The organism is Vibrio sp. J502 (assembly GCF_025397955.1).
GTDB classification, from domain to species: domain Bacteria; phylum Pseudomonadota; class Gammaproteobacteria; order Enterobacterales; family Vibrionaceae; genus Vibrio; species Vibrio anguillarum.
Genome location: NZ_CP104555.1, coordinates 700489 through 724805, shown reverse-complemented (window position 1 = coordinate 724805; position 24317 = coordinate 700489). Strand labels below are relative to the sequence as shown.

The 24317-nt window shown below is 42.8% G+C and carries 22 protein-coding genes, 1 tRNA gene and 5 pseudogenes; 22 read left to right on the top strand and 6 right to left on the bottom strand.

Features of this window, described 5'->3' with window-relative positions; translation table 11 throughout:
• Positions 1-75 precede the first annotated feature (75 nt).
• The 4 genes from N5E84_RS18990 (at position 76) to N5E84_RS18975 (ending at position 3204) form a co-directional block, all read left to right on the top strand.
• Positions 76-696, top strand: a complete 621-nt coding sequence (locus N5E84_RS18990; protein ID WP_013867810.1) for a glutathione S-transferase — start codon at positions 76-78, stop codon at positions 694-696.
• A 2-nt stretch (positions 697-698) separates the two neighbouring features.
• On the top strand, positions 699-1367 hold the full coding sequence (locus N5E84_RS18985; RefSeq protein ID WP_019283377.1) for a glutathione S-transferase family protein: 669 nt from the start codon (positions 699-701) through the stop codon (positions 1365-1367).
• A 122-nt stretch (positions 1368-1489) separates the two neighbouring features.
• A complete protein-coding gene (locus tag N5E84_RS18980) occupies positions 1490-1939 on the top strand; it encodes an RNA-binding S4 domain-containing protein (RefSeq protein WP_010318258.1) in 450 nt (149 codons plus the stop codon).
• Positions 1940-2001: 62 nt separating this feature from the next.
• Positions 2002-3204 (top strand): IS256 family transposase, encoded by a 1203-nt coding sequence (locus N5E84_RS18975; RefSeq protein ID WP_095661319.1) that lies wholly within the window; start codon positions 2002-2004, stop codon positions 3202-3204.
• 96 nt (positions 3205-3300) lie between these two features.
• Here N5E84_RS18975 and N5E84_RS18970 read toward each other — a convergent pair whose 3' ends face one another.
• The gene (locus N5E84_RS18970; protein WP_013867807.1) at positions 3301-3489 is read right to left on the bottom strand and encodes a hypothetical protein; all 189 of its coding nucleotides are present in this window, start codon (positions 3487-3489) and stop codon (positions 3301-3303) included.
• 35 nt (positions 3490-3524) lie between these two features.
• Positions 3525-5872, bottom strand: a pseudogene (locus N5E84_RS18965) (fatty acid cis/trans isomerase).
• 247 nt (positions 5873-6119) lie between these two features.
• Between N5E84_RS18965 and N5E84_RS18960 the strand changes: the two are divergent.
• Positions 6120-8117 carry a methyl-accepting chemotaxis protein gene (locus N5E84_RS18960; protein WP_029388468.1) on the top strand — a complete coding sequence of 666 codons (1998 nt, stop codon included), beginning with the start codon at positions 6120-6122 and terminating at the stop codon, positions 8115-8117.
• Positions 8118-8280: 163 nt separating this feature from the next.
• A tRNA-Gly gene (locus tag N5E84_RS18955) sits at positions 8281-8355 on the top strand.
• 81 nt (positions 8356-8436) lie between these two features.
• Here N5E84_RS18955 and N5E84_RS18950 read toward each other — a convergent pair.
• From N5E84_RS18950 to N5E84_RS18935, 4 genes and pseudogenes are all read right to left on the bottom strand, one after another.
• On the bottom strand, positions 8437-8649 hold the full coding sequence (locus N5E84_RS18950) for a cold-shock protein (protein ID WP_013867804.1): 213 nt from the start codon (positions 8647-8649) through the stop codon (positions 8437-8439).
• Between the two features lie 175 nt (positions 8650-8824).
• A pseudogene (locus N5E84_RS18945) lies at positions 8825-9250 on the bottom strand (GGDEF domain-containing protein); the annotation flags it as partial.
• A 6-nt stretch (positions 9251-9256) separates the two neighbouring features.
• Positions 9257-10288: an IS630-like element ISVa15 family transposase gene (locus tag N5E84_RS18940; RefSeq protein WP_026027704.1), complete on the bottom strand. Its 1032-nt coding sequence runs from the start codon at positions 10286-10288 to the stop codon at positions 9257-9259.
• A gap of 49 nt (positions 10289-10337) precedes the next feature.
• Complete coding sequence (locus tag N5E84_RS18935) at positions 10338-11090, bottom strand: hypothetical protein (RefSeq protein ID WP_261676535.1); 753 nt, start codon at positions 11088-11090, stop codon at positions 10338-10340.
• Positions 11091-11402: 312 nt separating this feature from the next.
• Between N5E84_RS18935 and N5E84_RS18930 the strand changes: the two genes are divergently transcribed.
• The 16 genes and pseudogenes from N5E84_RS18930 (at position 11403) to N5E84_RS18855 (ending at position 24263) form a co-directional block, all read left to right on the top strand.
• The gene (locus tag N5E84_RS18930) at positions 11403-11771 is read left to right on the top strand and encodes a late competence development ComFB family protein (protein ID WP_013867802.1); all 369 of its coding nucleotides are present in this window, start codon (positions 11403-11405) and stop codon (positions 11769-11771) included.
• Positions 11772-11781: 10 nt separating this feature from the next.
• On the top strand, positions 11782-12066 hold the full coding sequence (locus N5E84_RS18925) for an HlyU family transcriptional regulator (protein WP_069212095.1): 285 nt from the start codon (positions 11782-11784) through the stop codon (positions 12064-12066).
• Between the two features lie 289 nt (positions 12067-12355).
• Complete coding sequence (locus N5E84_RS18920) at positions 12356-13906, top strand: Re/Si-specific NAD(P)(+) transhydrogenase subunit alpha (RefSeq protein ID WP_019283275.1); 1551 nt, start codon at positions 12356-12358, stop codon at positions 13904-13906.
• 11 nt (positions 13907-13917) lie between these two features.
• Positions 13918-15294 carry a Re/Si-specific NAD(P)(+) transhydrogenase subunit beta gene (pntB, locus tag N5E84_RS18915; RefSeq protein WP_017046914.1) on the top strand — a complete coding sequence of 459 codons (1377 nt, stop codon included), beginning with the start codon at positions 13918-13920 and terminating at the stop codon, positions 15292-15294.
• Positions 15295-15445: 151 nt separating this feature from the next.
• Positions 15446-16900, top strand: a complete 1455-nt coding sequence (gene vxrA / locus N5E84_RS18910) for a sensor histidine kinase VxrA (protein WP_013867798.1) — start codon at positions 15446-15448, stop codon at positions 16898-16900.
• On the top strand, positions 16875-17534 hold the full coding sequence (gene vxrB, locus N5E84_RS18905; RefSeq protein ID WP_013867797.1) for a response regulator transcription factor VxrB: 660 nt from the start codon (positions 16875-16877) through the stop codon (positions 17532-17534). The genes vxrA and vxrB overlap by 26 nt, the downstream gene beginning before the upstream one ends.
• Entirely contained in the window at positions 17531-18415 is an 885-nt protein-coding gene (locus N5E84_RS18900; RefSeq protein ID WP_019283274.1) for a DUF2861 family protein, read from the top strand. Before vxrB ends, N5E84_RS18900 begins: the two co-directional genes overlap by 4 nt.
• Positions 18416-18475: 60 nt before the next feature.
• Positions 18476-19666 (top strand): conjugal transfer protein TraF, encoded by a 1191-nt coding sequence (locus tag N5E84_RS18895; protein WP_013867795.1) that lies wholly within the window; start codon positions 18476-18478, stop codon positions 19664-19666.
• Between the two features lie 45 nt (positions 19667-19711).
• Entirely contained in the window at positions 19712-19867 is a 156-nt protein-coding gene (locus N5E84_RS18890) for a YoaH family protein (RefSeq protein ID WP_013867794.1), read from the top strand.
• 145 nt (positions 19868-20012) lie between these two features.
• A pseudogene (locus N5E84_RS18885) lies at positions 20013-20192 on the top strand (transposase); the annotation flags it as partial.
• 56 nt (positions 20193-20248) lie between these two features.
• Positions 20249-20545, top strand: a pseudogene (locus N5E84_RS18880) (transposase); the annotation flags it as partial.
• A gap of 79 nt (positions 20546-20624) precedes the next feature.
• Positions 20625-20945, top strand: coding sequence for an IS66 family insertion sequence element accessory protein TnpA (gene tnpA / locus N5E84_RS18875; RefSeq protein WP_019283194.1), 321 nt, complete (start codon positions 20625-20627; stop codon positions 20943-20945).
• Positions 20942-21295, top strand: a complete 354-nt coding sequence (gene tnpB, locus N5E84_RS18870; protein ID WP_019283195.1) for an IS66 family insertion sequence element accessory protein TnpB — start codon at positions 20942-20944, stop codon at positions 21293-21295. Before tnpA ends, tnpB begins: the two co-directional genes overlap by 4 nt.
• A 59-nt stretch (positions 21296-21354) precedes the next feature.
• Positions 21355-22887, top strand: coding sequence for an IS66-like element ISVa11 family transposase (locus N5E84_RS18865; RefSeq protein ID WP_069211897.1), 1533 nt, complete (start codon positions 21355-21357; stop codon positions 22885-22887).
• A gap of 33 nt (positions 22888-22920) precedes the next feature.
• Positions 22921-23055, top strand: a pseudogene (locus N5E84_RS18860) (transposase); the annotation flags it as partial.
• Between the two features lie 57 nt (positions 23056-23112).
• A protein-coding gene (locus tag N5E84_RS18855; protein WP_095661212.1) for an IS3 family transposase occupies positions 23113-24263 on the top strand; the annotation gives its coding sequence in 2 pieces (ribosomal slippage) (positions 23113-23356 and positions 23356-24263; 1152 coding nt in all).
• Positions 24264-24317: the final 54 nt, after the last annotated feature.

The window sequence follows — 24317 nt, the reverse complement described above, 5'->3', positions numbered from 1 at the left end:
TTGACTGATCGTTTATAAAACACTTAAAGTTTAACCTGAACGATCGTTCTGAAAAAGCATTGAAAGGAAATTAAGATGAAATTGTATGAATTGGCTGCAACGCCTAGCTGTCGTCGGGTTAACATATTTTTGAAAGAAATAGGCATTGATATCCCTCGCCAGGTTATCAATGTAAGGGATGGTGAGAATCTTTCTGATGAATTTCAGTCGAAAAGTATTACTGGGAAGATTCCCGTATTGGAATTAGATGATGGCACCACTCTTTGCGAGAGTATTGCTATTTGCCGCTATTTCGATCATTTAGTTAACCATAAGCATTTTCTCTTCGGCCAAACAGCTCTAGAACAAGCTAAAGTTGAGATGTGGCACCGAGTGGTTGAATTTCAAGGGCTTTATGCAGGATTCCAAGCATTTCGAAATATTTCAGGTATCTATAAAGACCGAGAAAATTGCATTGTTGAATGGGGGTACGAAAGTCGAAATCGTGTTGGTGCATTTCTGCCAATCCTAGATGAACGCCTATCCGAATCAGAATATCTTGCAACCGATGCATTCACTATTGTAGACATCACGGCCTATATTTTTATTGAGTTTGCAGAAAATGCATTAGAGCTTACAGTATTAAAGGATTACTCAAATATTGCTCGCTGGTTTAAATCCGTTGAGCAACGTCCATCATTTCACCGAGGAGCCTAAGAATGATTGAACTGTATACCGCCGCAACGCCGAATGGCCAGAAAATCTCCATTGCATTAGAAGAAATGGGGCTGCCATACAAGGCCAACGCTTTTGATCTTTCAACCAATCAGCAAAAAGAGCCTGAGTTTACGGCCATCAATCCGAATGGACGTATTCCCGCAATTGTAGATAAAGATAACGATGATTTTCCAGTATTTGAATCTGGGGCAATTTTGCTTTACTTGGCAGAAAAAACGGGAAAATTTCTGCCCGTAGATCCGAAAGCCCGCTCTCAAGTGATCCAATGGTTAATGTTTCAAATGGGAGGCGTAGGGCCGATGATGGGACAAGCTAATGTTTTCTTTCGTTACTTTCCAGAAAAAATACAACCTGCCATTGATCGTTACCAAAAAGAAGGGCGACGTCTATTTGAAGTCATGGATAGCCAATTAGAGCATCACCGTTATCTTGCGGGTGATGAATACACCATCGCCGATATCGCAACATGGCCATGGGTGAGAATTTACGAATGGAGTGGCATTAATATTGACGGGCTTGAGCACCTACAACGTTGGTTGGCGGAAATCGCGCAACGCCCTGCAGTGATTAAGGGGCTTACTGTGCCACCACCAAGTCAAGAAAGCGATGAACAGCGAGCGGAACGCATTCAGAAAATGGTGACAAGGTAACCTGAGTGATGTGTGTATGACAAAACTGTGGGCTTATAAGTTCAGTTGAAGTATTTAACTGTGGTTCCTAATTTGTGCATTTAGCATTACACTGCGTGAAAATTCGTGATAAGAAAAACGTAATGATTAACGATAAAGACACATTAGAAAACGAAGAAATTGAAATAGAGGCGATTGGTATTGAAGTTTCAACGCAACCTATTGAGCTTTATAAGGTGTTAAAGATTGCTAACCTAGTGGATGGTGGCGGGCAAGCAAAATTCCTGATTAGCGATGGTTATGTGGCGGTCAATGGAGAACTTGAAACTCGAAAACGACGTAAAATGTACAATGGGGATTTTCTTGAATTTAACCAAGAGTACTACGTTGTATTGTGTGACCAACCAGTGATTGAAGCACCTGAAACTGAGGTGACGTCGGTAGTGGCAGCAATAAATGCGCCTAAACCGAAGCAAAAGGCGTCAAAAGCCAAGCCGGCTAGAAATAAGCCGACGACCACAAAGAAAGAGAACTCCGATGCACCTAAAAGCAAAGATGCTGAAAGTGGCCGTAACTCAATAGACTTTTTCTAATTTTCTGGTAGTGTTTAGAAATCTGTGTCATTTCAGTATGATATACAAAACAGGAATGACACATGAACAAAGACTTCGATCTAGAACAAGCTATTAAAGCCCTTCAGTCAGGCCAAGACCTGACAGGTAAAGATGGCTTCTTAACTCCGCTCATTAAACAAATCACAGAAGCTGCTTTGAAAGCAGAACTCGAACAGCACCTTGAAGGTGATGAGCAACCTAACCGTAAGAACGGCTCAAGCAAGAAAACGATTAAGTCTTCTGTCGGCACGTTTGAACTGGATACCCCACGCGACCGCTCTGGAACATTTGAACCCCAGTTAGTTAAGAAGAACCAGACTAAATTGACCGATGAGATCGACCGTAAGATCCTATCCATGTTCTCGCTCGGTATGAGCTACCGTGATATCCGTGGTCACGTAGAAGATATGTATGGCATTGATGTCTCTGAGGCCACCATCACAGGTGTTACCGACCGTTTGATACCTGAGCTGAAGGAGTGGCAGCAACGTCCGCTCGATGCACTTTATCCCTTTGTCTGGCTTGATGCCATCCACTATAAAATCAAAGAAGACGGACGCTACGTTAGCAAAGCGATATACACAATATTGGGCTTAGATGTTGAGGGGAAAAAGGAGCTACTCGGTCTTTATCTGTCAGAGTCGGAAGGCGCTAATTACTGGCTCTCCGTGCTAACAGATCTGTATAACCGCGGCGTTGAAGATATCTTGATCGCCTGCGTAGATGGGCTAACAGGCTTCCCAGAAGCGATAGCAACCATCTATCCTGATACAGAAGTTCAGCAATGCATCATTCACCAAATCCGTAACTCTATGAAATATGTTGCCTCTAAGCATCAGAAGGCGTTTATGGCCGACTTGAAGCCAGTCTATCGGGCTGTCAGCAAAGAAGCGGCCGAGATGGAGTTGGATCGTTTGGAAGCCAAATGGGGACAGCAATACCCAATAGTGATTCGTTCCTGGCGGAACAAATGGGCAAATTTATCGGTTTACTTTAAATATCCAGAATACGTCCGAAAGGCTATTTACACGACAAATGCTATTGAAGCCGTACATCGCCAATTCCGTAAACTGACCAAAACTAAGGGTGGGTTCCCAAATGAAAATAGCTTGCTTAAGCTACTGTATGCTGGGATATTGAATGCTTCTAAGAAATGGACAATGCCAATACAGAATTGGAATATGACATTGTCTCAACTGGCGATTCATTTTGAAGGTCGCTTGGATGACGTCTTAGATATTTAGCCAAAATTAGCTGACACAGAATTCTGAACGCCCTCAATTTTCTGTTTTTTAATGATCTGATAAATAGACGGGAGCGATGTGGCTCCCGTCTTTTATTCAGCGCCATTCGTCATTTGTCGTCGAACCGCTATTTAACCCATTAGGATCATCATCAAAAGGGTGTTGTGCCTTATACAGTAACACTTCCAACTGATGTTCTAACTGATTGACTGTCTCATAGTCACCTTCAGAACAGGCTACATAAATTTGTTGTTCTAGTGCTTCAATGCTGTCGCGTATGGTCATTTGGCACCTCTCATCTCACCCATTAAAGGTGACTTTTATCTGTTTTCAAATCTATTGTAGTCAAGTAAACCAGATTCGACAGGTTGATTTTTTCGATACCATGCATGAACTTTATCGCTGAACGGCCAAAACTTCGAAGAACTGCGGCGAATAGCGAACCTATCGAGCAACTTAACGTAGTCCTGCTCATTTTGCATTTTACTCAATAAGATCACCAATTCTTCAATCTCGTGTTCATGCAGTGACAGATAAGCAGAAGGGTAACTGCCAATGACACCTCTCACTAGAGTCAAACCATCATTCGCTGGGTCACGGTTGCTTTGTTCATCAAATAGACTTGAAATATTGAGATGGGCGTTATTGTGCAACAAAGTAAAAAGTTGATCCTCTCCGTTTTCAGCCGTGATCATCAACATCATAATTTGTGGCACAGCCAGCAACCCTTCGCCTTTGATCTTATTAATGCTATTTAACATCTGTTCACTGCGCTTTGAAAAACCAGTGTCAATTATCGAATAACGATTTGATAACACAGGTTGAAGCTCAGACTTCAAAAGATCAAATAACTCAGATTTTGGATCTTGAGTGTGGTAAACAATACTGGTCGGTTGATCAAAAGGGGCAACGTTACGTTGCAAAAAGTCACTGAGCTGAGTGCTTTGATTTTGATACCAACTTGACTGCTCTTGGTGCCTTATCTCTCTAGGCAGCAGAGAGACAAAATTACTTTCACCTTCAAGACGCAGAAAATCCATAAACATGCGAGTAATGAGCTGGTGGCCGAAATTGCCGTAAACATCAAAACCCGCCACCAGTAAATAATGGATTCTTTCTAGTAGGGCATAGTCTAACACCCATGCTGTTTTGGGTTTTTCTCCCACCAAACCTTGCACTACCGATGCACTATCGAAATGCCTAAAAATAGTTAGTGCCGCATTCGGGTTATAGCCATCACCCATCCACAGTACATCCATGGTTAAGTTCTCGCCATTTTTGAACCACTGATTAGTAAATTCAGATTTTGCTTTCAAATAACGTGCTTGTTGATGCGCATAGCGGACCCAATGAGTAATAGGCAACGTGTTACTTTCCAACTCGCTTGGCAGTTTTAGATTCGCGGTTTGCGAGCGATAAAATTGATTCACTTCGGGTAAATCAGCTTTCTCTGGGTCTAGAAAGAACACCCAAAAATGGTCGTTAATAACATTCAGGGCTAGCTGACCACGACACACTGGCCCTTTGATGAAAGCCATGATGGTGTTTTGAGCATTGTCTAACATAAATCGAAAGCGTGCTTTAACCGGAAGGGCATCAAATGCCGTCATCGGATTGGCGGCAACTTCAATATCATAGCTAGGCAAAACCGAGACTTGATAATTAGGTTGAATGAACCATGCCTGCCAATCATCAAGACGTTTTTTATTCAACGCATAGGGTAAATGAGTTTTATCTACGATACTGCCTTGCTCAGGGATCAAACGGTAGTAGACGCGTTCTACACCAGGATTATCGTAAGGACGCCTTGTCGCAATTCGGTTAACCGGCTCGCCCGGGGGCGTTGTCGAACGTATCAAAGTGAAAAATCTAGGCTGACCAGCAAGTTCAGAAAAATAAAGGTGAGAAAGAAAAAGATGCTCGTAGATATAACGAGCCATTAACTGATTCTTTATTTAAAAAGTTTTCGTATTGCGCAACCGATTTCTCCTGATCAGAAGTGAGCGGAATATGGCCATTCATGATTGCGCCATCTCTGAGCCACGTGAGTAGCGTATTGTATTCAAGAGGGCTAAGATTTGGCATGCCATAAGGCATTCCCCACGTTGGGTGATCTTGTTTGTACTGTCCGTACTCTTCAATTGTTGGGCAAACTTGTTCGCGATCTATCGAAAAATCAAAACCTTTTAGCTGATCTTGTTCTGGTAACGGATGTTCCTCTTTTTGCATCAATAATTTCGCGACTAATCCTGCTTCTAGATTCGCGGTCGGCGTTTGAGATCTCTCGTTCAGCACAGGATGAAAACCAAAATCTCGCCACTGCTGTGTGTATTGTGCATCTTCAAACAAACGGGTAGGAGCCGACGCCGTCAGACGCGTACCATGATAAACCAACGCTTTACTGGCTCCACGATCAATCCCTTCAACTGATGACATTTTTAGCTGGCAGGGCGCATCATAACAGGCGTGACAGACCACGCAGCGCTGATCGATGATCGATGATGGGTTTAACATCATTTAAAAAGAAAGAGGCTTTTTTTGAATCTACTGGCGATTGTCTTGATTGAACGCTTGCTTCACCAAACAGTTGGTCATAGTTCAAGCCCGCATACATTGCACATCCTGAAAAAAACACGATGCTAAGAATAATAAGTCGATGAAAAGACATAACATGAGAAATTTAGGAATATTTGTCCCAATTAAAGCAAAGATTAACAAAATGCACCACAAAACGATGAAAATAGCGCATTAGGGATGATAAATCGCCCGAGTGGAATAAACGCCACAACTGAACGCACAATGCTCAATTTAGGGTTATAAGACGAGTATACGGTAGACTCGCATTGGCTATACGCATTTAATAAACCCATTGAACCCGCTATAGTTAAACGAAGAAAATTTTGAGGAGTCAAAGGATGAAGCTCTCGATATCAGGGAAGCTGCAATTAAGTTTTTTATTGCTGGTGGTGCTTCTTATCATTTCGACCTTTTTTACCTATCGCAGTATTACGCAAGTCGAAACTCACACCAATTCATTGCTGCAAACGGATCTGCCAACCGTGAATACTAGCCGAAATATTCAGCAGTCGATGCAAGAGGTTATTTCAACGTTACGCGCCTATTTATTGGTGGGTTCTCAAAGTGTAGTGGGTGCAACGCAACTGACAAAACTTGAAACTATTATTGGACAGATGGACAAAACGGTACCGGTGTTAGAAACGCTGATTCTCAGTGAGCAATACACCGCGATCATAAGCGAATGGGCAGCAATCAAAGCGCATATCCAAGGCATCGTATTACTGAGCCAAAGTGAGGATAATTTACCTGCCCACACATTATTCATTAACGAGGCCGCCCCCATAGCAGAAGTTGCCCTTGACCAGTTACAAGGGCTGATTAACGACGAGTCGACTAACAAAGAAGGAGGGGAGCGGAAACGTCTCTTTAAATTGTATGCTGACAGCTATAATTCGTTAGCTAATGCACTGGCATCGTTGCGAGATTTCTTACTGTATGCGAAGCCTGAACATCTCGAAAAATATCAAGACCTAATTAACTCTCACAACCAATCTGTTGCTGAAATTGTGGAAAAGTCCTCTTTGCTATCGGATGATGAACAGAGTCTGTGGTCATTATTTAATGAGATGCAGCAGCTTTATTTCCCACTCGCACAGCAGGTGATTGCAATACGCCAATCTGAGCAATGGAACGGCGTCAATCAAAAAATGGCCACACAACTTATGCCTGCCGTAGATAAAATGACTAACCGTCTTGAAGATGTTATCGCCACTCAACAATCAAAAGCAGAGCAAAGTGGTGAAAGGATGAGTCGTAGCATTAGTAATGTGATTAACGTGTTATTTATCATGATTGCCGTGACTGTTTCAGTTGCTGTTTTGCTTTCCAATTACTTAGGTAAGAATATCGGCCGCAGAGTGAGTCGAATCGGAAAGAGAGCCGAAATCATTGCGGCAGGAGATGTCTCTCAACCAGCACTTTTGTGTGAAGGTAGCGACGAGCTATCTCAGCTTACCGCCGCGATAAACAATATGAACAACTCACTGCGAACGATCGTTCAGGGAGTCAGTACCAAAGCGCAACAGGTCAGTCAAAACATGGATGAGCTTCTGAACTATAACTCAAACACTCGGCAGCAAGTACAGCAGCAGCGAGCAAGTATTGAGCAGGTTACAGTACGTTTGAGCGATGTGGCGCAGTATTCTATGGCGACCGCAGAAAAAGCTGAACAATCTACGCAATCTCTTTTGTTATCACAAAATGAGCTCAAAGAGGGAGCCTCGGCGCTAGAACAAAATAGAAAAAGTATTGATAAGCTTGATCAAACCATACAAAAGGCAACGCAATTGGTGCTCGATCTTAGTCGAGAAAGCGAATCGATTGGGCGTGTGACCGAAGTAATAGAGGGATTAGCGGAACAAACTAACCTTCTGGCCTTAAATGCGGCGATTGAGGCCGCAAGAGCCGGAGAATATGGACGAGGCTTTGCTGTGGTAGCGGATGAAGTTAGGCTGCTGGCGACTCGAACCACTCAATCAACCACAGAAATTAACACTATTATAAACGCCATACAGTCAGCGACTGCGGCTGTGGTCAATGAAATTAACATGAGTCAGAACCTTGCCAATGAAGGTGCGGCGCAGACCATCCACGCCTTCAACAAAATGATGGACGTACAAGGAAAAATAACGGCGTTAGATAAGGAAATGCACCAGTTATCCTCGGCGGCCGATCTGCAACAACAATCAACACACCAAATGACTCAATTCATGCAAGAAGTTGTCAATTCGGTGGAAAGTGTGGCAAGTATTAGCCAAATCTCAAACCAAACGTCAGCGCAAGTAAAAGATAATGTCACTGTACTCAATCAAGAAATGGAAAAGTTCAAAATTTAAACGCAAGAGTAGATATTCAATTGAGTTAAAAATAACCAAAAGCACACAAATCTCAACCAATTGAATTTACTTTGTTTATTTACTGTTCGCTTGAACGGGTTTTGATAAAAAATGGGTTTTCTTTTTTGCTAACTGTGGCATAGTGACAGCGTCAATTCGGTGCGCGGGCATCGTATAATGGCTATTACCTCAGCCTTCCAAGCTGATGATGCGGGTTCGATTCCCGCTGCCCGCTCCAATATTCTCGTATTTATCAAGTCTACTAGAAACAAAAAATCCACCCTAGAAAGAGTGGATTAGAGTCGTTCTTTTTAAAAATTTAAACGGGACTGACGCTCTCAGCTTGTGGCCCTTTTTGACCATCAGTGATTACAAAACTCACCTTTTGGCCATCGACTAAGTTGCGGCGCCCTTCACCCGTAATAGCGGAAAAATGTACAAATACATCTTTGCTGCCATTATCTGGGGTAATAAAGCCAAAACCTTTATCTTGGTTGAACCACTTTACAATTCCGTTTACTTTTTCACTCATAATCTTACTCTTGCTATGTTGTTTTGACGTTGCGAAACAGTTGCAACATGAATAACTTAACCAAAGTATTTTGCACAATCTAATGAAGTTTCTGTGAATGTGATGTACGCCTTGTTGAATATCAAATTTTGCGATTTCTATACCAAAATGTGATGTATTAAATCAAGGTAACTGTTCATACTTCAACTCTATTTCTGCCATTTTGTTTAGCTTTATAGAGCGCTTGATCCGCAATTTTTAACACTGCTTCAGGTTTTTCTGAGGTGTAGCTATCAGCAACGCCAATACTAACCGTAATAGAGACAAGATTTGATGGTGTTTTCTGCTCACGCTTCTTGGAACCGAGCTTATCGTCTTTTGGTCTGTCTTCTGCGTTCCTAATGACCATTTGGTATTGTTCAATATCTTTACGAAGCAAATCTAAGTAGATTGCAGCTTGCTGTGCATTTTTTCCTTTAAATAGGATGGTAAACTCTTCACCACCGTAGCGATAAACACGTGCGTTTCCTTGAGTCAACAATAAACGGCTAGCAATCAACTTAAGCACATCATCACCAGTGTCATGACCATAGCGATCATTGAACTGCTTAAAATGGTCTATACCGAATCAACTTGAAGATGCAGGCTTGAGAACCTGAAAATGATCATTAATTCGAGATGTCAAAGAGCCTGCGATCTCTGGAAGAGTCACAGAAAAAAATTGGTCTATTGCCGCCTTGAAGTCCCGTTTTCTTTTGAAGTAAACGTTGTTCCTCGACTTCTCATTCATTACTTTCCATAGCCGCTCTATTGGGTTGAGGTTTGGACTGTAAGGTGGAAGATAATGCAGTTTAATATTCAGGACAAACGCCGCATCTTTGACTAAGTCACTGCGGTGATATCCCGCACCATCTAATATGATATGAAGCTTATGGGCTAACGAATAACTCTCTCTTAACTTACAGAAAAAACGAACAATCGATTCACTGTTAATGCTCTCATAGTCGTGAACAATGGTTGCACCAATATCCGACAGGTTCAGTGCGCCAATAATGTTCAATCGGCTACGATTACCCGTTGTTTCAATCACTTTATCCTGACCAGTACGTATCCAGCCATGCGATATCTTTGTTGATAGTGTTGGGTGAACTGCATCGATAAAGACTATCGATTCATCCTCGCCACAGCTTGCCTTTAGCGCTTCATACGCCTCTATGAATGCTTGCTGTTTTGCTTCATCAAACTTGTGTGGTATGCCTTTCGGTTGCTTGTAGCTAAAACCATTATGGTGAAGCCATTTGTTCATACCAGAAACAGTATAATCAAGCCCAAACGTCTCTTTAACATAGGCGACAATTTGATGAGTATGAGAATAGGTTTTCTCAGTCAAATGCTCGATTAGGTGCATGGTTTGAATAGCAGAAAGCTTGCTTTGGCTTCCTCCATTCTCAGGCTTAAGTTTTTCAGAAAGTACGTAGTCACTGAGGTGACGTGCAACGGTCGATTCATGAATACGAAGAGCTTGTGAAATCATAGTCTGACTCCAGCCTTCAGAAGCCAGCAAAACAGCCTTAATACGGTCGCAAACTCGACTATCACGCTCAATGTCGTGCATCTGTTCGAGTTGCAGTTTCTGTTGAGGAGTCAGTGTGATTTTCATGGTTTGTAGCATGATCCTGATTCTATTGAAAATCAAGCATCTTCAATGATCACGGGTATATATCTAGCATCGCTATCGCATATTTTTTGCCTAAGTATTTGATGTCAAGATCTAAGGCGTGGCGACCTGGGATACCCGTTAAGCGATCAATAAACGCCATTTTATGGCCCGCCGAAATTAGATATAAGATCAATAAAACCCCGGCTAGAGAGAAAAGTGTGCTTGAGATATAACTCACGTGGAAAAAAATAAAGGTGACGGAGGAGAGTAAAATACTGGCGTAAATGCTGGTGTCTAAGATCTGGTTTCGCGTGAGCACAAATATTGCGGAGACCCCAATTAATGCCAAGAGGTACATCACCAACAAAAATGGCAATTTCGATATTTTCGGTATAGTTACTAACAAAACCTGGCTAAAATTCTCAAATCCGCCATCACTGACGTACATCAAAGTAACAACGGCCCAAAACATTAACAGCAGCAAAATAGCGATGTATAAGCCATAAGTTTTACTCAATACAGTAGCATTACTTCCTAACGCATAAGGTACTAAACACAAAACGGGTAATAACAAACTTAATAACGAAAGCTCTAGCAAGGTTGTTCCCGTAGAAAGGGGCATCTGTAAGCGCCACTGGATGATTGCGTAGGCCACCATCATCGCTGTCGAGATCATAGCCAAACGCCCTTGCTTAAAAATGTGTCCTAATGCGATTGCTACCGTGAAAAGAATATAAGGCAGGTTACTAGCGAAGCCAATATTGGCGCTAGTGATCAGAATGACGTTTTCCATCCCCAACATAATGGCTATTAGCAACCCTATTGGGAATAAGAATCGAAACCAATGAGATGATACAAAACTTGTCGGCATTAATAATACAAATATGACCTTTGTGGCATTTAAAATTAAAATTGATAATAAGGCCCATAGCATACTTTTATTTAATAGATTGCCAAGCTTTTTGCTAGACTTACTAAATGAAAGCGAGCACTTGAACAAAGTTTAGACGACAACGCATCTAAAAGTTGTATAAAATCACCAAGGTACGCTAAGTTGTTACTGCTAAGTTCTATCTAAATATTTTGATTAGTACGAAGAGGAAGGAGTGTAAGGATGCAAATCAGTGTTGATGTACATAATTACATGGAAACACTTGTCGGACGCGTATTGGCTGAAGATAAGTATGTAAATCACTATGATAATGAGCAGCTTGCCGATCTCGCTTGCTTATCCCTTGCTCAATTGAGACCGATCTATATTCGATACGACATAGATTTTCTCTCTGCGCTACCTGAAGAAAAATTGGTCATACTTAAAGAGAATGCACAAGTTGCCGTTGAATCGGCGGAAAGCATGATCGTTAATGATCGACGTAGACACAGAGAAGATGATATTCCTATCATTCTAGGCCAATTGCGCTTTGACGATAACTTAGAACTAGAGTGGTTCGAGAAGCCGATTATTGAAACAAACAAGTCTTAAAGGAGTTCTTGTGGGATTTTTTTCTCGTTTATTTAATCAAGGGTCAGGCAATGACTCAAAAATGAAGCTTTTGGATCCCATTGAATATAAAGGTTTTTTAATTTACCAAGATGCAATGTCTGAATCAGGGCAATATCGTGTCGCTGGTAAAATTAGTAAAGATGTTAATGGTGAAATATGTACTCACCGTTTTATCCGCTCCGATGTCGTAGCTAGCAAAAGCGACGCTGATGATCTTATGCTTAAAAAAGCAAAAATGCTCATCGATCAGATGGGCGAGAAAATCTTTTCCTAACATCGTCCAACTTGATAAAAATCATAATGAATATCCTCATTAGTCGATACCCTTATTCATTGAGTAAAATACATGGCTAATATCCTGTTTTTATAGAGCTTTGTGATAAGTGGTTCGACCTCTGCTTTGTTTGGATGTCGTTGTGTTTTTGTCTTTCACCTATGACAATCACTCATTACTTAACCTTATATGTAATAGCATTTTGTATTTTTATTACAAACTGCTTGCAGTTATGCTGGTGGTTAGATAAAAACAGAATAATCATTGTGCCAATAGTCAAGGAATAACTATGCAAATTGGTGTACCAAAAGAGACCCTTACGGGTGAAACACGGGTTGCAGCTTCACCGAGTTCGGTAGCGCAATTAATCAAACTAGGCTTCGACGTCTCCATTGAAACTCAAGCTGGGGTTTTAGCCAGTTTTGATGATCCGGCTTTTGAGGCGGCTGGTGCCACGATTGTTTCGACACAAGATGTTTGGAATTCAGACATTATCTTGAAGGTCAATGCGCCGATTGTTGATGAAAAACAATCGATTGATGAGGTTGCTTTGATCAAAGAAGGGGCAAGCCTAATCAGTTTTATCTGGCCTGCACAAAACCCAGAATTGATGGAACAGTTATCAAGTAAAAAAATCAACGTGCTGGCGATGGACTCAGTGCCGAGAATATCCAGAGCACAAGCTTTAGACGCTTTGTCATCAATGGCTAACATTGCTGGCTACCGCGCTGTTGTTGAAGCTGCACATGAATTTGGCCGCTTCTTTACAGGGCAAATTACCGCAGCGGGCAAAGTCCCGCCGGCAAAAGTACTGGTTGCCGGAGCTGGCGTTGCTGGCCTCGCTGCTATCGGTGCCGCAGGAAGTTTGGGGGCAATTGTACGAGCTTTTGATGTTCGCCCAGAAGTAAAAGAACAAGTTCAATCTATGGGTGCAGAGTTTTTGGAAGTCGATTTCCAAGAAACGGCTGGTTCAGGCGATGGTTACGCCAAAGAGATGTCTGACGACTTTAATAAAAAGGCCGCTGAACTGTATGCAGCGCAAGCTAAAGATGTCGACATCATTATCACGACGGCTTTGATCCCTGGACGTCCAGCCCCTAAGCTGATCACCAAAGAGATGGTCGACAGTATGAGCGCTGGTAGCGTGATCGTCGATCTTGCAGCTGCAAACGGGGGGAACTGTGAATACACGGTTGCCGATCAGGTGATTACAACCGCCAATGGTGTGAAAGTGGTCGGTTATACTGATATGGTTGGCCGCTTACCAACACAATCCTCTCAATTATATTCAACAAACATCGTTAACTTGCTGAAATTGTTATGCAAGGAAAAAAATGGGTCCATCAATATTGACTTTGAAGACGTTGTTTTACGTGGTGTGACGGTCGTGAAAGAAGGCGAAATAACGTGGCCAGCACCACCGATCCAAGTCTCTGCTCAACCGCAAGTCAAGACCGCACCAACTAGACCTGAACCCAAAAAACAAGAACCCGTTTCTGCGACGAAAAAAATTACTGGCTTAGTTGCTGCCGTTGGCGCTTTTGCTTGGATCGCATCGGTCGCACCTGCGGCTTTCTTAAGCCATTTCACCGTTTTTGTTTTAGCGTGTGTTGTGGGTTACTACGTCGTTTGGAATGTTACTCATGCTTTACATACTCCTTTGATGTCCGTTACCAATGCAATTTCCGGCATTATTGTGGTCGGAGCTTTATTGCAGATAGGTCAAGGGAGTGGTGTGGTCACTTTCCTCGCGTTTATCGCTGTTTTAATTGCAAGCATTAACATCTTTGGTGGTTTTACAGTCACCAAACGTATGCTTGAAATGTTCCGTAAAGACTAAGGGAGTAATATATGTCTGCAGGATTAGTACAAGCCGCATATATTATTGCTGCTATCTTCTTCATCATGAGCCTTGCTGGATTATCAAAGCAGGAATCAGCAAGAGCTGGTAACTACTATGGTATAGCGGGTATGGCTATCGCACTCATCGCCACTATTTTTCGTCCAGATGCGCAGGGCTTAGCTTGGGTATTGCTGGCGATGGTAATTGGGGGCGGTATCGGTATTCATTATGCTAAAAAAGTAGAAATGACCGAAATGCCCGAACTTGTGGCTATTCTCCACAGTTTTGTGGGCATGGCTGCGGTATTAGTGGGTTATAACAGCTATATCGATGCGCCAATTGTACTCGATCACGCTGAACACGTGATTCATTTGGTTGAAGTGTTCATTGGGGTATTTATTGGTGCCGTCACCTTTACAGGATCTATCGTCGCCTTTGGTAAACTGCGTGGAATCATTTCGTCGTCGTCGCTCAATCTCCCTCATAAGCATAAGCTCAACCTCGCGGCCATTGTTGTCTCCACATTATTAATGATTTACTTTGTTAATAATGGTGGCAGCATGTTTGCATTGATTATTATGACTCTGATAGCGTTCGCGTTTGGCTACCATTTGGTGGCTTCGATTGGTGGTGCAGACATGCCCGTTGTGGTATCGATGCTTAACTCCTATTCAGGTTGGGCAGCGGCAGCGGCTGGCTTTATGTTAGCGAATGATTTGCTGATCGTAACCGGAGCACTGGTTGGTTCTTCAGGTGCCATTCTTTCTTACATTATGTGTAAAGCGATGAACCGCTCTTTTGTTAGTGTGATTGCCGGGGGCTTTGGTCAAGATGTGGCTATCAGCGCAGACGTTGAGTACGGTGAACACCGTGAAATAAACGCTGAAGAAGTAGCCGAAATGCTGAAAAACTCTAAGTCAGTGATCATCACTCCAGGGTATGGCATGGCAGTAGCTCAAGCACAGTATCCTGTTCACGAAATCACGGAGAAGTTACGTGCACAAGGCATTAAAGTTCGCTTTGGTATTCACCCAGTAGCGGGACGTTTGCCTGGCCATATGAACGTACTGCTTGCTGAAGCAAAAGTGCCTTATGACATTGTGTTAGAAATGGACGAAATAAACGATGATTTTACTGAAACGGATACGGTTTTGGTGATCGGTGCAAATGACACAGTAAACCCAGCAGCATTAGAAGATCCGAACAGTCCGATCGCCGGAATGCCAGTGTTGGAAGTATGGAAAGCGCAAAATGTCATTGTATTCAAGCGTTCAATGAATACTGGCTACGCAGGTGTACAAAACCCTCTTTTCTTTAAAGATAATACCTATATGCTTTTTGGTGATGCAAAAGAGAGTGTAGACGCCATCTCAAAAGCGTTATAGCATCTACGATTAGGATAATGAAGAAGCCAGCAAAATGCTGGCTTCTTCTGTTTTTGAGCAATCATTATTGACATGGATATAACACGTGCAATGTATTATTAGTTAATAATGTTATATAGTTTTTAATCTAAACCATTAATGAAAATAAAACTTGTTTAAAGCGATTAAGACCTACTTTTGGGCTATTTTAGTTCTAATACCTATTCAAACCTATGCCGATTCGTTGCCAGAACGCATCGACCTTTTTGCGTCGCTTTTTGATTATAGTACCGCTGATGTAAGTTATGATATCCGTACTTTGCAGGTTGATTATCCAACTCGCTTATTGACTCCCGAATCAATGTTACCGCAAACGGCTGAATACCCTTTAAAAGATCTACAGTTGTTATACAAATTATCTCAAAGCTGTACAGGTAAGTTGCCGCTGAGCCCACTCATAACAGAGCCATTAGTCTTCACGAGAGCTATCTGTAAAGGATCTCAATTACCATCGAAATGGTTTGCGAGAAGCGCTTTGATTCACCCAGGAGGTGGAACATATGCGGCTCGTTATGTGAAAAAATACCCTGAGAAATTTGTAGAATTGCAACAATATATGCACATACGAGAGCGCACCAAAGCAAGTGTGGATTCTTTGCTTGGCCGCATCCAAAACATGAATGAAGATACGATCTTAGCACTTATATCAGGTGCAACCATGTTTGTAGAGAACAGCGATCTTTGGCTGAGAAAAGGGGATATGTATTACGTTTTTAACGAAGACGTATGGTTAGACAACGCGAGTAAAGCAGGACTCAGCTATAGCATGGCCTCGGAAAATTCGACCTGTTTTATTCAAAGAGGCAACATTTGTTGGAATGTTGAAGATCATTCCAACGTGTTACGGATAAGTATGGTAATTCTTGTCCTAGCTAACATAATACTTGTATTAGGCTGGTCCCTTTATCGTTGGAATTCAAAACGACAGGAAATGAAAAGTCGCATGTTGGTGCTGCAGATTCTTACTCACGAGCTTAGAACACCCATTGCAAGTCTATCGCTAACCGTTGAAGGATTTCGGCGCGAATTTGAAAGGTTACCATCAACTGTTTACGATGAGTTTAGACGCCTATGCGAAGATTCCAGACGTTTACGGCAACTGGCCGAAGCCAGTAAGGATTATTTACAGTCAGAGAGCAGGCCGCTTGCAACAGACTGGGTACCTTCCGTTGAAGAATGGTTACAATACAAAGTGGAAGAAGAGTTTCGTGAAAGCATAGATCTTGTTATAAACAAAGATATTGCAGCTAAACTGAATGTTTATTGGCTTGGGACATGTATCGATAACTTAATTAGAAACGCAGTAAAATACGGTGTTGCTCCAGTTACGTTAGAGGTAACAACTAAACAAAATTCAATCACGATCAAAGTTACAGATCAAGGTCTGTTAAATCATCGAGATTGGAGAAATTTACGTAAACCTTTCGTCAGCAAAAGTGGCTTAGGTTTAGGTTTGACTATTGTAGAATCAATGGTAGGTCGGATGGGTGGTAAGATGACACTCGCAGGCCCGCCAACCACATTTATATTGGAGATCCCCTGTGAAACAGACATTGCTTCTCGTTGAAGATGATAAAAACCTTGCCGATGGCTTATTAGTAAGCCTTGAACAAGCAGGGTATGACTGTTTACATGCAGAAACTATTGCAGATGTTAAACAGCATTGGGACAGTGCAGACTTAGTCATCCTCGATCGCCAATTACCCGATGGCGATTCTGTTCAGCATTTGCCAGAATGGCGTAAAATAAAAGAGTTGCCAGTAATTCTTTTAACCGCACTTGTTACGGTCAAAGACAAAGTGGCCGGATTGGACGCGGGGGCAAATGATTACTTAACCAAGCCTTTTGCCGAGGCTGAATTATTTGCACGAATTCGAGCCCAGCTTCGTTCACCAGAATCAGAAGGGCAGGATGACACGAAAGTGGTTACACCCAATCTTGTTATTGATAAAGCCACAAGAGAAGTTTTTTTTAAAGAAGATTCAATTACCTTAACGCGTACTGAATTTGACTTACTCTTATTTTTAGCAAGCAATCTCGGGAGAGTGTTTACGCGTGACGAATTGCTTGATCATGTATGGGGTTATAACCACTTTCCAACGACAAGAACCGTAGATACCCACGTGTTGCAATTGCGCCAAAAACTTCCAGGCTTAGAGATTGAAACTTTGCGCGGTGTTGGATACAAGATGAAAGCGTGATGCAGAAATCTCGTTTACTATTGGTAGGCATAGCATTTGTGACTATTCCTACCAAAGCACAAAATGTTGAGTGGTTTGATCAAATCACACCGCTTACCCAAGCGCATCAGAATCTTTTAAATAATAATTTAGAAGCAATGTTTAACTCACTTGTCGAAGTGTGGCAGCTTGAACATAACAAAAACATTCAGAGCCATCTCAATGAATTATTATTACAATCATTAACCGTTGATTGCGGTAAAAGTTTAGACAAAAAACCACTCCCTGAATGGCTTAAATCAATCACCATTAATAGGCAAGAGATCCAGAGCCCAGGAAGAGATGCATTTCATGTTGATATAGAAGTGGACGCTGAAAAACCACTTGCTGATATTAGGCTGGCGCAGTGGGTCGATAAAAGTTTATCAACCGATAGTTTATTAACGACCACTTCGAGTGACAGCGTCACTGGAAAGACACATTACTTAAAGCGTTATAATCTCAATAGTAAAATTACAATGGGTTTATACCGTCTTGATATAACAGCCAAAGATCAGCAATCTTGGAGCGCATGGATTGTGCTTGGTGAACCCAAAGCAAAGCAAATTGTACGTTGGGCTTCGAAAGATCAATGGAAAATTGAAAAAAAAGCGCTACTCAATCCATATTGTCCTTTACCTGAACTCAATGTATCGCTGTATGATTACATCGATGGAAAATACTCTGAAATATGGAGTCAACGCTACGAGTCTGAGTATCCTAATGAACTTGAAATCACTAATTTAGCTGCAGACCGTTATGTACTAGCGGTATCAATGACTCAACAGCGTTGGCAAGGGCCGATTATCATTGAGCAATCTCAAGTAATCAGTAAAACCTACGATGTTTCAGTAGATGAATAATTAAAGATAATAGACAATGTGCCGTTATAGACATAAAGGAAACGACACGTTTATAACATTATGAAAAATTTCATTAAAATACTCCCACTTGCAGTCGTACTTACACCATCTTTCAGCTTCGCAGCCAATTATGCAATAGAGGCACGAGGGGATGCGATGGGTGGTGTAGGGGTTGTATCTGCGAACTTTCTCACGGCTCCATTTTATAACCCTGCACTTGTGGCTATTTATCGTCGTAACGATGACGTAGGTATGATCGTTCCGAGTTTCGGGATTTCTTATAATGATGAAGACCACATGGTCGATGATTTAGACAGCATTTCAAGCTTCATAGAAAAAAAAGATTACACAAATACTGAACAGCTGCAGAAAAGTTTAGATAATTTACAAAATGATAAACTAAAAGCCGAAATTGGCGGTGTTGTCGCCTTTGCCATTCCTAACCAATTTATAGCGGCTAATTTATTCGCCAAAGCCTATACCGAAACGTTTGTCACTCCTGATATTTACAGCGGCGAAAATACTGCATCATTAACTCCTGAGCTACAAACTGTCGAAAACGCAGAGCTCAGCGCAGTGAACGCTGTTTCCGTTGGGGTAACAGAAGTGGGTTTCTCGCTAGCCAAGTACCAAACATTTTTAGGCCAACATATTGCCTTTGGTGTAACACCTAAACTTCAACGCATCTACACCTATGTATATTCAGCAAGCGTAACCGATTACGATATCAAAGATGCACGAGATAATGGCCAAGGTGAAACCATGTTCAACCTTGATGCCGGCGCATTGTGGTTTTATGGGCCTTTAAGAGTTGGATTTTCCGCAACCAATTTAGTCAAGAGAGACATTCAAACTCAATCTTACACTAAGAGTCTTAAGAGCCAATTCGGTAAAACACGAGACATCAATATTGGCTACGCATACCAAATGAGGCCACTTTATACAGTAGGCGTAGGCATTGTTGCAGACTATGCCACATTAAGCGTGGATTATGATCTTAATGAAGAAGAGCGCTACACTAATTTTAACGACAATACACAGATGATTCGAGTAGGTGGTGAAATCGATATCATGCGTCAGTTAAAATTAAGAGCAGGATATAAGAAGAACTTAGCATACGATAATGTTGATGGAACAATCACAGCAGGGGTAGGGATCTCACCTCTCAATCTCTTCCAACTGGACATTGGAGCTAGCTATACAAACGATAATGCGATGGGAGCTTACATAAATTTCCTTGCTAGTTATTAACTCGATCTCTATAGTCAGGCTCCTAATCAACCGGAGCCTTTTTAAATGTTTGATGATATTCCAACTTTATCTCACCAAGAACAGCAAGAAGCTGTTGAGAAAATTCAACAACTAATGGCTCAAGGTATCAGTACCGCAGAAGCCATAAAAATCGTTGCATCCCAAATTAGAGCAGAAAAATCTGCAGATAAAACGAATTAATTCTCAACCTAACTATTTCCATTGCATAAGAGCGTTCACTCACTAGTGGACGCTTTTTTGTATCGAGAAACCCCTAGCTAGGCTGGCTGTCTTTTATACAGAAGTCCCTCACATGATGTGAGGGACTTAGTTGAGGACTCCTGAGATGATAAAAAGCAATAATGATTGGGCTGAAGAACAATTTGGGCATGCTAGACTTGGAGACCCAAGAAGAACGGCTAGACTCGTAAAAATGGCTTCAGATTTAGCTCAGCATCCGGGTAAATCGGTAGTCAAATCTTCCCCTTCACCAGCAAGCATGGAGGGCGCTTACCGGTTTATTCGCGGTAGTGTTTAGAAATCTGTGTCATTTCAGTATGATATACAAAACAGGAATGACACATGAACAAAGACTTCGATCTAGAACAAGCTATTAAAGCCCTTCAGTCAGGCCAAGACCTGACAGGTAAAGATGGCTTCTTAACTCCGCTCATTAAACAAATCACAGAAGCTGCTTTGAAAGCAGAACTCGAACAGCACCTTGAAGGTGATGAGCAACCTAACCGTAAGAACGGCTCAAGCAAGAAAACGATTAAGTCTTCTGTCGGCACGTTTGAACTGGATACCCCACGCGACCGCTCTGGAACATTTGAACCCCAGTTAGTTAAGAAGAACCAGACTAAATTGACCGATGAGATGTAAGCGCGTCATAAACCCCGCATTCTAATCACCTAGCCCGAATAATAAGATCAAACCTCCAACCCAAAGGAGATTTGAAATGGCCAAACGACGCACTAACCAAGAATGGCGAACCCTGTTCGAACACTATGAATCCAGCCAACTATCACAACGATTATTCTGTGAACGTAACGGACTGAGCCTCTCCACTTTTTACGCTAAGCGCCAACAGTTAAAGCACATCGAAAAACCGAACACGGTTGGCTTTGTTAAAGCAGAAGTCGTTGAAAAGACCACAAAGTATCAAGCCACTCACGTTGTCGTTGCCAATATGACGCTGCTCGTCAATGATGTTGAACTGAGCATCCCACAAGGCACGCCAGCGACCTATCTCGCAGAGCTTATCGGTGCGCTGTCATGAAACGTATGCTCAGTGCTCCCGAAATCTATCTCTATCGCGAAAGCGTCGATTTTAGAAAGTCCATCAACGGCCTCGCTGCGATTATCGAAAATGACACCGACTTGCCCTTGGGCAGCGGCGCACTGTTCCTGTTCACCAACAAACAGCGCGACAAAATCAAAGTGCTGTACTGGGATAAAACAGGCTTTGCTCTTTGGTACAAGCGCCTTGAAAAAGCCAAGTACAAGTGGCCATCAAAAGAGCAAAATGAGGTGTTTACCCTAACTCAATTCGAGCTTGACAGACTGCTTTCTGGCTTCACGATTATCGGCCATAAACCCGTTAGAATAAACGATTTTACAATGACTTAAGCGATAATATAGCCATATCCACCAAGCATTAACGGCATGATTTTAGTATAATCAATGCCATGAAAAAGACGCCAAATATCAACTCAGAAAGCCAAGATGTTGCCGAGCTACAAGCGATGGTGAAAGCGCTGTTGGCGTCAGAAACCCAATTGAAACAAGAGCGTCAATCGCTGCTTGAACAGCTCAAACTTGCCTTCGACCGTCAGTTCGCTAAACGCTCGGAGGCGTTAAAGCCTTACGATGAATCTCAAGGTGATCTCTTCAACGAAGCGGAGTGTGAGGCCGCTAAGGAAGAAGAGGTTGAAGTTGTCACAACGACCATCACAAAGAAGAAACGTGGTAAACGCAAACCACTGCCAAAGACCTTGCCTCGTGAAGTTATCGAACTCGATTTAAACGACGATGAAAAGCAGTGCACTTGCTGTCAACATAACCTGCATAAAATCGGTGAAGACCGTAGCGAGAAACTTGAGTTCACGCCAGCGGTACTAAAAGTGTTGGAATATGTTCGTCCTAAATATGCTTGCCGCCAATGCGAGCAAACAGAAGACAAAAACCACGTCGTTCAAAAGCCAGCGCCGCAAAGCATTATCCCGAAGAGCTTCGCCACAGAAAGCTTGTTGGCCAATATCATCCTCGGCAAATATCAATACGCGATGCCACTTTACCGCCAAGAATCCCTGTTTACCCAGTCGGGTATCGAACTCTCACGAACCACCATGGCAAGGTGGATTATCCAAGTCAGTGAGAAGTTCGCTCCACTTTACGCGGCCTTAAAAACGCACCTACTTGAGCAAGTGGTGATTCAGGCGGATGAAACGCCGCTCAATGTCCTCAAAGAAGATAAACAGTGTTATATGTGGCTTTACTGCTCGGGCGCAGACTCGCCTGAAGCCGCCCTCCCTAATGTGAGAAATATCGTCTTGTACGACTATCAAAACAGTCGAGCTAGGGCGTGCCCTGTTGCCTTCTTGGGGGATTACAGTGGTTATCTACAAACCGATGGCTATGGTGTTTATGATGGGCTTCATCTCGTCACCAATGTCGGTTGCTTGGCGCATGCTCGGCGCAAGTTCATGGAGGCGAAAAAGCTGCAAGGCAAAGGCAAGTCAGGCAAAGCGGATAGTGCATTGGCTAAAATCCAGAAACTCTATGGAATAGAATCACGCTTAAAAGGTGCCTGTGCCGAAAAACGGAAAGCAGAGCGCCAAGAGCATGCTAAGCCGATACTGGATGAGCTTTATGAATGGATGACAACTCAGAAAGTGCTTGAGTCTAGCCCGCTGGGTAAAGCGATAAAATACACGCTCGGTCAGTGGCCGAAGCTGAGCCGCTATATCGATGACGGTCACTTATCGATAGACAATAATCGTGCTGAACGCGCAATAAAACCGCTGGTTATAGGCAGAAAGAACTGGCTCTTCTCGACCAATCCCAATGGAGCTGAAGCGAGCGCGATGCTTTACAGTATCGTCGAGACAGCGAAAGCCAACGGCCTTATCCTTTACGACTACATGGTTAAGTGCATGAAAGAGCTAGCGAAATCTGAGCCTGATATCGATGCACTCCTGCCTTGGAACTTCCAACACTAACAATATCGCCCCGTGGGATCATGGGGCGGATACGATGAGATCGACCGTAAGATCCTATCCATGTTCTCGCTCGGTATGAGCTACCGTGATATCCGTGGTCACGTAGAAGATATGTATGGCATTGATGTCTCTGAGGCCACCATCACAGGTGTTACCGACCGTTTGATCCGCACCACCAGTTTTGGACACCTAATTAAGTGAGTACAATCACTAATGAGGTGAACCATGACAAACAAGAAAAAACGTATTCTCCATTCTGCTGAATTTAAAGCAGAAGCACTGAAGCTAGCAGAAAAGCTGGGAGTAGCTACGGCAGCGCAGCATCTCTCGTTACACGAATCCCAGATCTACGGTTGGCGTAAAGCAGCCAAGAAAGATACTAGCACCAGTCAGCGGGAAAAAGATCTAGCCGCTGAAGTCGCAAAGCTCAAAAGGCAATTGGCCGAGCAAGCTGAAGAGCTAGATATCGTAAAAAAGGCCGCCACCTACTTCGCGAAAAATCTAAAGTAGATAGCTACGAATTTATGCTCGAACACCTGCTGTGCTTCAGTGCTGTCCGCATGGCTAAGGTGTTCGGGGTTTCACGAAGTGGGTTTTATTACTGGATTAAGCATCGCCACAAGGCCACTCAGCGCGAGGTAACTCGCCAAGAGCTTGATACGAAGGTCAAAAAGGCTTTTGACAACAGCAAAGGCCGTGATGGTTCAAGGCGTATCCAGAAAGAGCTGGCAGAGAACGGTGATAGCCGTAATGTTAAAACCATTGCCGCTAGTATGAAGCGTCAGGATTTAACGCCGAAAGCGGCACGTAAGTTTAGGTGCACTACGGATAGCAAACATAAAATGCCAGTTGCTCCGAACCTGCTAGCTCAGGATTTTAACGCGGAGGCTCCGAATCAAAAGTGGGCGGGAGACATCACCTATGTTGCGACAAGTGAAGGCTGGCTGTATTTGGCGGTAATTATTGACCTTTATTCAAGGCAAGTAGTCGGCTGGTCTATGGATACCAGAATGACCGCAACACTGGTCTGCGATGCATTATCAATGGCCTTGTTCCGTCGTGGGTTCCCTGAGCAGGTGATCGTTCATAGTGACCGAGGTAGTCAGTACTGCTCAAAAGATTATCGAGACATCATAACCGCTTATAATCTAAAGCAAAGTATGAGTAGGAAAGGAAACTGCTGGGATAATGCTTGTGTTGAGAGCTTCTTCCATTCAATGAAGGTTGAAGCGATCCAATATGAGCCGATCATGACGCGAGACGAGATGCGTCAAACGCTCTTTGAATACATCGAGGTTGATTATAATCGGACAAGAAGGCACAGTGCTCTTGGGTATCTAAGTCCAGTTAACTTTGAAAATAAAAATGTCGCTTAATGAAGTGTCCAGTCTGGCTGGAGCAGATCACTTTAGCCTTTAGTGTCGATTTGG